Below are 7,345 nucleotides of genomic sequence, written 5' to 3'. Positions count from 1 at the left end.
ATGTTGAGCATGTTCTCACCATCAAAAAAGCGTTAGGTGCTGATATTTCTATCCGTGTCGATGTGAACCGTGCTTGGTCTGAGTTAGAAGCGATCAAAGGTATTCAGCTTCTGCAAGATGGTGGTGTGGATCTAATTGAACAGCCATGTGCGATTGACAATATTGATGCCATGGAGCGTTTAACTCGTCGTTTTGATATTGCCATTATGGCGGATGAGTCATTGATGGGTCCAAGTACAGCTTATCGTTTAGCGAAGCGTAATGCTGCTTCTGTGTTTGCTGTAAAAGTTGCTCAGTCTGGTGGCCTACTCGAAGGTCGTGATGTAGCAACCATTGCAAACCTCGCTGGTGTAGATCTGTATGGTGGCACGATGCTTGAAGGTTCTGTTGGCACCATCGCTTCTGCACATTTGTTCTCGACCTTTGAGAATTTGGCATATGGCACTGAATTATTTGGTCCATTGCTGTTGACTGACGAAATTTTAAAGACCCCGCTTCAATATCGTGATTTCGAATTACATCTGCCTCAAGGCAATGGTTTAGGTATTGAGTTGGATTTAGACAAGATTGACAACCTTCGCCGCAAATAAGCGACGTGATACATCAGGAGTGAGACATGCTGTTTCATGTACGAATGGATGTGAACATCCCACTGGATATGCCAGTTGAAAAAGCGAATGAGATTAAAGCTGTTGAAAAGGCGTATTCGCAAGAGTTACAGCAACAAGGCAAGTGGCGTCATATCTGGCGAATCACAGGTCAGTATTCAAACATCAGTATTTTTGATGTGGAAAGCAATGAAGAGCTTCATTCAATTTTACAAGGTCTTCCGCTTTATCCATATATGAATATCGAAGTAATGGCGTTAAATCGCCACCCATCTTCTATCCGTGAAGATGATCGTTAAGTTTTAAGTGTCTTGGCTTGATTGATTCAGGCCATGACATCAATACATCCAGAGGTTTTTTAGCGTCATTTTAAACAAGGATTGTGGCAGCGAGCTCAAACACATTAGAAGTCAGCCACCACACAGCAAGCATACTTAAGGAGAAATAGTATGAACCGCGAACAAATTAATGCTTTAGTCAAAAAAATGAACGTTGATACTGCAACAGGTCCTGTTGATGAACGTGTTCAGCAAATCGTTGTACGTTTAGTATCTGACTTATTCCAAGCGATTGAAGATTTAGATTTAAGCCAATCTGAAGTTTGGAAAGGTCTTGAGTACTTTACTGATGCTGGTCAAGCAAACGAATTAGGTCTTTTGGCTGCTGGTTTAGGTCTTGAGCATTTCCTTGATTTACGTGCAGATGAGAAAGATGCTCAAGCAGGTATTACAGGTGGTACTCCACGTACAATTGAAGGTCCATTGTATGTCGCTGGTGCACCAGAATCAGTTGGTTTTGCACGTATGGATGATGGTTCTGAAGAAGGCAAAATCCCAACTTTAATTATTGAAGGTATCGTTAAAGATACTGAAGGTAACATCATTGAAGGTGCTAAGGTTGAAGTTTGGCATGCAAACAGCTTAGGTAACTACTCGTTCTTTGATAAGTCTCAATCTGACTTTAACTTACGTCGTACGATCTTCACGGATGCACAAGGTCAATATACAGCATTAACCACAATGCCTGTAGGTTATGGCTGCCCACCAGAAGGTACAACTCAGTTTGTATTAGACAAACTTGGTCGTCATGGTAACCGCCCTTCACACGTGCATTACTTCGTCACTGCGCCTGGCTACCGTAAATTAACTACGCAGTTCAACATCGAAGGTGATGAATACCTTTGGGATGACTTTGCATTTGCAACGCGTGATGGCTTAGTGGCAACTGCTGTAGATGTAACTGATGAAGCTGAAATTGCTCGTCGTGGTCTAAAAGGTGCGTTCAAACATATTCAATTTGACATTGAATTAGTGAAAGACGTTGAAGGTGCGCCTTCTACTGAAGTTGAACGCCGCCGCGCATCAGCTTAAATCAATTAGTCGGAATCGGGATAAGTCAATTATCCCGATGACTTCCCCTCAATTTGGAAAGTCGGAGAACGTCCATGCCACGTATTCCTGTAATTAATACCAGCCATTTAGATCGTCTTGATGAGTTACTTGTAGACAACTTTGAGACAGGTGAGTTTAAACTTCATCGTTCAGTTTTCACTGATCAAGCCCTTTTTGACCTTGAAATGAAATACATCTTTGAGGGTAATTGGGTTTACTTGGCACACGAAAGCCAAATTCCAAATAACAATGATTATTACACGACACACATCGGTCGTCAGCCAATCGTGATTGCTCGTAACCGTCAAGGCGAGCTAAATGCAATGATCAATGCGTGTTCACACCGTGGTGCACAACTTTGCCGTAACAAACGTGGTAATAAGGCTACTTATACTTGCCCATTCCATGGTTGGACATTCAATAACTCAGGCAAACTTTTAAAAGTTAAAGACCCAACAGATGCTGGTTATTCTGACTGCTTCAACAAAGAAGGATCACATGATCTTAAGAAAGTTGCACGTTTTGAAAGTTATAAAGGCTTCTTATTCGGTAGCTTAAACCCAGACGTCTTGCCATTAGAAGAATTCTTAGGTGAAACGACTAAAATTATCGATATGATCGTGGGTCAGTCTGATCAAGGTTTAGAAGTTTTACGTGGTGCCTCAACTTATACATACGAAGGAAACTGGAAACTCACTGCTGAAAATGGTGCAGATGGTTACCATGTATCTGCAGTTCACTGGAATTATGCTGCAACTACGCAACAACGTAAAGAAAAACAAGCTGGCGACAACATCCGTGCAATGAGCGCAGGTTCTTGGGGTAAACAAGGCGGTGGTTCTTACGGTTTTGAAAATGGTCACATGTTGCTTTGGACACAATGGGCTAACCCTGAAGACCGCCCTAACTTCCCTAAAGCAGATGAATACTCTGAGAAATTCGGTCCTGCTATGTCGAAGTGGATGATCGAGCGCTCACGTAACCTTTGCTTATATCCAAACGTTTATTTGATGGATCAGTTCGGTTCACAAATCCGTGTACTTCGCCCAATTGCTGTCGATAAAACTGAAGTAACAATTTACTGCATCGCACCTGTAGGTGAAGAGCCAGAAGCTCGCGCACGCCGTATTCGCCAATATGAAGATTTCTTCAATGCTTCAGGTATGGCGACACCAGATGACTTAGAAGAATTCCGTGCATGTCAAGCAGGTTATGCTGGTATCGAACTTGAGTGGAACGATATGTGCCGTGGCTCAAAGCATTGGATCAATGGCCCAGATGATGCAGCAAACGAAATTGGTCTAAAACCTAAACTTTCAGGCGTTAAAACTGAAGACGAAGGTTTATACCTTGCGCAACATCAACATTGGTTAGAAGAAATGAAACGTGCGATTAAAGCAGAACAAGCTTTAGCTGAACAAGGAGATAACGCATGAGTAACGCGAATCTTGAAGCAACTTTAGAATCAGTGAGCCAGTTCTTATTTAAAGAAGCGCGCCTACTTGATGATGAACAGTGGGATGAATGGTTAGAGTGCTATGCACCTACAGCATCGTTCTGGATGCCATCTTGGGATGACTACAATACATTAACTGAAGATCCTCAATCAGAAATCTCGTTAATTTATTATCCAGATCGTCAAGGTTTAGAAGACCGCGTGTTCCGTATCAAAACTGAACGCTCTTCTGCAACAATGCCTGATACACGTACAAGCCACAATATTAACAACATTGAAATTCTTGAACGTCATGAAGATAAGGTTGTTGTTCGTTTCAACTGGAACACTTTAAGTTACCGCTACCAAAAGTCGTACAGCTACTTCGGCATGTCACGCTACGAAATCAATTTGTCTGGTGAAAAACCACAAATTTTAAATAAATATGTGGTACTCAAAAATGATTACATCAATCAAGTAATCGACGTATATCACCTGTAATTAGTAAATAACAAGTTCAGTAACTACCAAATGGAATTTTGGTAGTTACACCAAAAAATTGTTCAAAAGATTCTTAAAGGATATTCAGCCATGTCAAACCATAATGTTGCACTTCAATTTGAAGATGGCGTAACCCGATTTATTTCAGTTGCACAAGGCGAAACGCTTTCTGACGCTGCATATCGTCAAAAGATTAATATTCCGCTGGATTGCCGTGATGGTGCATGTGGTACTTGTCGAGCTTTTTGTGAGTCTGGCAGCTATGACATGCCTGAAGAAACTTATATTGAAGATGCACTTACACCAGAAGAGGCTGAGCAAGGCTATATCTTAGCTTGCCAGTGCCGTCCTACTTCAGATGCAGTTTTCCAAATTCAAGCATCATCTGATGTATGCAAAACTCAAATTCATCAATATCAAGGTACACTTTCTCGTGTAGAAAACTTATCTGAATCTACAATTACCTTTGATATTCAACTAGACGAGGGTCAGCCAGATATCAATTTCCTTGCTGGTCAGTATGTAAATGTAGGTATACCTGGATCAACTGAAACACGTTCATACTCTTTCAGCTCTAAGCCAGGCAACCGTTTGACCGGCTTTGTTGTTCGTAACGTTCCTAACGGTAAAATGAGTAGCTTCTTAAGCACCGAAGCGAAAGTCGGCGACAAAATGACATTCACTGGTCCATTTGGTAGCTTCTACTTACGTAATGTAGTACGCCCTGTAGTAATGCTTGCTGGTGGTACAGGTATTGCTCCATTTATGTCGATGCTTCAAGTATTAGAAGAAAAAGGTTCTGAACATCCAGTACGTTTAGTTTTTGGTGTAACCAATGACTTTGACCTAGTTGCTATTGAAGAACTCAACAAACTTCAAGAAAAACTTGATTGGTTTGAATACCGTACCGTAGTTGCAAACCCAGAATCTGCACACGAACGTAAAGGTTATGTGACAGGTCACATTGAAACTGAATGGCTCAACGGTGGTGATGTAGACGTTTACCTCTGTGGTCCTGTTCCTATGGTAGATGCAGTTCGTGGTTGGTTAGATGCTGAAGGCATTAAACCTGCAAACTTCTTATTCGAAAAATTCTCTGCGAATTAAAGTGGAGAGGAACATGAACCAAAGATTTGAAAATAAAATCGTAATCGTTACTGGTGCCGCTCAAGGCATCGGTCGCGGTGTTGCTCTTCAAGCAGCTAGCGAAGGTGCAAAAGTTGTACTGGCTGACCGTGCTGAATACGTGACGACCACACTTGAAGAAATTACGACTCAAGGTGGCACAGGTGTTACTGTCTTAGCTGATCTTGAAACCTATGCTGGTGCACAATCTGTTGTAAATAAAGCGATCGAGACTTATGGCCGAATTGATGTGCTGATCAACAATGTTGGTGGTGCGATTTGGATGAAACCTTTTGAAGAGTTTTCTGAAGAGGAAATTATTAAAGAGATTAATCGTTCTTTATTTCCAACTTTATGGAGTTGTCGTGCAGTTTTACCACACATGCAACACCAAAAATCTGGTGTGATCGTGAATGTATCATCTATCGCCACATGTGGAATTAACCGTCTTCCATATTCTGCAGCTAAAGGTGGTGTAAATAGTTTTACTCAATCAATGGCATTTGCACATGCTAAAGATGGTATCCGCATCAATGCAGTGGCTACAGGTGGTACTGAAGCTCCACCACGTGTAATTCCACGTAATACTTCACCACTATCTGAGCAAGATCAAGCTTGGATGCAAGAAGTGGTTGATCAAACAATTGACCGCAGCTACATGAAACGCTATGGCACTATTCAAGAACAAGTAAATGCTATTTTGTTCCTTGCTTCAGATGAGTCTTCATACATTACAGGCACAGTCGTACCTGTAGGTGGTGGTGATCAGGGTTAACCCTGATCACGGACTCTTTAAATTCACAGGATCATTGACGCAAGGAGGCAAATACAATGGCAACCCTGTTTAAAACACTAAAAGAAGATTGGTCTATTTCCGCCACTGTCGCTGGCTTTTTAGCTGTATTGATTTCATATGCCGGACCATTAATTATTTTCTTTCAAGCAGCACAACAAGCCCAAGTTTCACCAGACATGATGATTTCATGGATTTGGGGTATCTCAATTGGTGCTGCTGTAGCTGGAATTCTATTATCAATAAAATTTAAAGTTCCTGTCATTACCGCTTGGTCGGCACCTGGTACTGCTCTGCTAGTCACACTTTTTCCAGATATATCACTGAATGAAGCAGTTGCTGCATATATCACTACAGCTGTAGTGATTTTCATCATTGGTATTACCGGATATTTCGACAAACTATTGGCTTTGATACCGCAATCAGTGGCTGCAGGAATGATGGCTGGTATCTTATGTCAGTTCGGATTTGGTCTTTTTACCGCGACCAATACCATGCCATATATCGTGTTTGGAATGCTTATTTCGTATCTGATTGCTAAGCGTTTAACACCTCGATATGCCATGCTTTTTGTATTGGCAGCTGGTATTTTCATGAGTTTAGTCCTCGGAAAATTCAATGCTGTGAATATGGAGTTTTCACTTGCAATACCCCAATTCATTGCGCCCGAGTGGACGCTTAACTCTTTTCTAAATCTTGCAGTACCTCTTATTTTAGTCAGCCTTTCTGGTCAATTTTTACCTGGCATGGCAATTTTGAAATTAAGTGGCTATGACATTCAAGCAAAACCCATTATTACCACTACCAGTATCGCATCGTTAGCTGTTGCTTGTGTAGGCGGGATCACCATTGTCCTGGCATCAATAACAGCCGCACTCTGTACAGGTAAAGATGCACATGAGCTCAAAGAGAAACGTTATATCGCAGGTATTGCGAACGGTATTTTCTATATTTTAGGTGGTTTATTTGCAGGCAGCATTGTGATGCTTTTTAGCTTACTGCCTAAAGAACTTGTTGCTGCATTAGCAGGTTTAGCACTTTTAGGTGCTATTGCTACAAATTTACACGTTGCTATGTTCCAAGAAAAGGATCGTGACGCAGCTCTCCTTACTTTCTTGGCGACTGTTTCAGGTATGCAATTTTTAGGTTTAAGTTCAGTTTTTTGGGGAATCTGTATTGGTATTTTAGCGCACGTGATTTTAACGAAGCGTCAAAATACTACCCCATCATCGTCTACATCGACCTGATCATATTAAAGGTAAATGTAGATCGTTTGTTTAGGAAGTGATTATGATTGATAAAAGCTCAGCGTCTTTAACCGAAGCCCTCTCCCAAATTAAAGACGGTTCAACCATTATGATTGGTGGGTTTGGTACTGCAGGTCAGCCTGCTGAACTCATCGATGGCTTAATTGAACTCGGTATTAAAGACTTAGTGATCGTCAACAACAACGCAGGTAATGGTGATTACGGCTTGGCTAAACTGTTACAAG

9 protein-coding genes are annotated in these 7,345 nt (G+C 41.4%); all 9 read left to right on the top strand.

Features of this window, described 5'->3' with window-relative positions:
• On the top strand, nucleotides 1-590 hold a 590-nt coding region (locus tag AC1M83_RS14120), incomplete at its 5' end, for an enolase C-terminal domain-like protein (RefSeq protein ID WP_481590938.1).
• Between the two features lie 26 nt (nucleotides 591-616).
• The gene (catC, locus tag AC1M83_RS14115) at nucleotides 617-907 is read left to right on the top strand and encodes a muconolactone Delta-isomerase (protein ID WP_092766278.1); all 291 of its coding nucleotides are present in this window, start codon (nucleotides 617-619) and stop codon (nucleotides 905-907) included.
• 150 nt (nucleotides 908-1,057) lie between these two features.
• Nucleotides 1,058-1,978: a catechol 1,2-dioxygenase gene (gene catA / locus AC1M83_RS14110; RefSeq protein WP_481590937.1), complete on the top strand. Its 921-nt coding sequence runs from the start codon at nucleotides 1,058-1,060 to the stop codon at nucleotides 1,976-1,978.
• A 74-nt stretch (nucleotides 1,979-2,052) separates the two neighbouring features.
• A complete protein-coding gene (gene benA, locus AC1M83_RS14105; protein ID WP_035270495.1) occupies nucleotides 2,053-3,435 on the top strand; it encodes a benzoate 1,2-dioxygenase large subunit in 1,383 nt (460 codons plus the stop codon).
• A complete protein-coding gene (gene benB, locus AC1M83_RS14100) occupies nucleotides 3,432-3,935 on the top strand; it encodes a benzoate 1,2-dioxygenase small subunit (RefSeq protein ID WP_035270498.1) in 504 nt (167 codons plus the stop codon). The genes benA and benB overlap by 4 nt, the downstream gene beginning before the upstream one ends.
• 90 nt (nucleotides 3,936-4,025) lie before the next feature.
• Nucleotides 4,026-5,042 carry a benzoate 1,2-dioxygenase electron transfer component BenC gene (benC, locus tag AC1M83_RS14095; protein ID WP_180029080.1) on the top strand — a complete coding sequence of 339 codons (1,017 nt, stop codon included), beginning with the start codon at nucleotides 4,026-4,028 and terminating at the stop codon, nucleotides 5,040-5,042.
• 13 nt (nucleotides 5,043-5,055) lie between these two features.
• Nucleotides 5,056-5,835 (top strand): 1,6-dihydroxycyclohexa-2,4-diene-1-carboxylate dehydrogenase, encoded by a 780-nt coding sequence (locus tag AC1M83_RS14090; protein ID WP_180029081.1) that lies wholly within the window; start codon nucleotides 5,056-5,058, stop codon nucleotides 5,833-5,835.
• 56 nt (nucleotides 5,836-5,891) lie between these two features.
• Nucleotides 5,892-7,100, top strand: a complete 1,209-nt coding sequence (gene benE / locus AC1M83_RS14085; RefSeq protein ID WP_180000663.1) for a benzoate/H(+) symporter BenE — start codon at nucleotides 5,892-5,894, stop codon at nucleotides 7,098-7,100.
• A 43-nt stretch (nucleotides 7,101-7,143) separates the two neighbouring features.
• Nucleotides 7,144-7,345 (top strand): CoA-transferase (locus tag AC1M83_RS14080; RefSeq protein WP_481590936.1); only part of this gene is annotated, 202 nt, incomplete at its 3' end.

It is taken from the genome of Acinetobacter sp. 25-47-130 (genome assembly GCF_056779705.1).
This window is presented reverse-complemented; position numbering and strand designations above follow the sequence as displayed.

Excerpts from the sequence above, each read along its gene's own strand:
- AC1M83_RS14090 (WP_180029081.1), top strand. The coding sequence starts at position 5,056 with ATGAACCAAAGATTTGAAAATAAAATCGTAATCGTTACTGGTGCCGCT.
- benB (WP_035270498.1), top strand. The coding sequence starts at position 3,432 with ATGAGTAACGCGAATCTTGAAGCAACTTTAGAATCAGTGAGCCAGTTC.
- catA (WP_481590937.1), top strand. The coding sequence starts at position 1,058 with ATGAACCGCGAACAAATTAATGCTTTAGTCAAAAAAATGAACGTTGAT.
- benE (WP_180000663.1), top strand. The coding sequence starts at position 5,892 with ATGGCAACCCTGTTTAAAACACTAAAAGAAGATTGGTCTATTTCCGCC.
- benC (WP_180029080.1), top strand. The coding sequence starts at position 4,026 with ATGTCAAACCATAATGTTGCACTTCAATTTGAAGATGGCGTAACCCGA.
- catC (WP_092766278.1), top strand. The coding sequence starts at position 617 with ATGCTGTTTCATGTACGAATGGATGTGAACATCCCACTGGATATGCCA.
- benA (WP_035270495.1), top strand. The coding sequence starts at position 2,053 with ATGCCACGTATTCCTGTAATTAATACCAGCCATTTAGATCGTCTTGAT.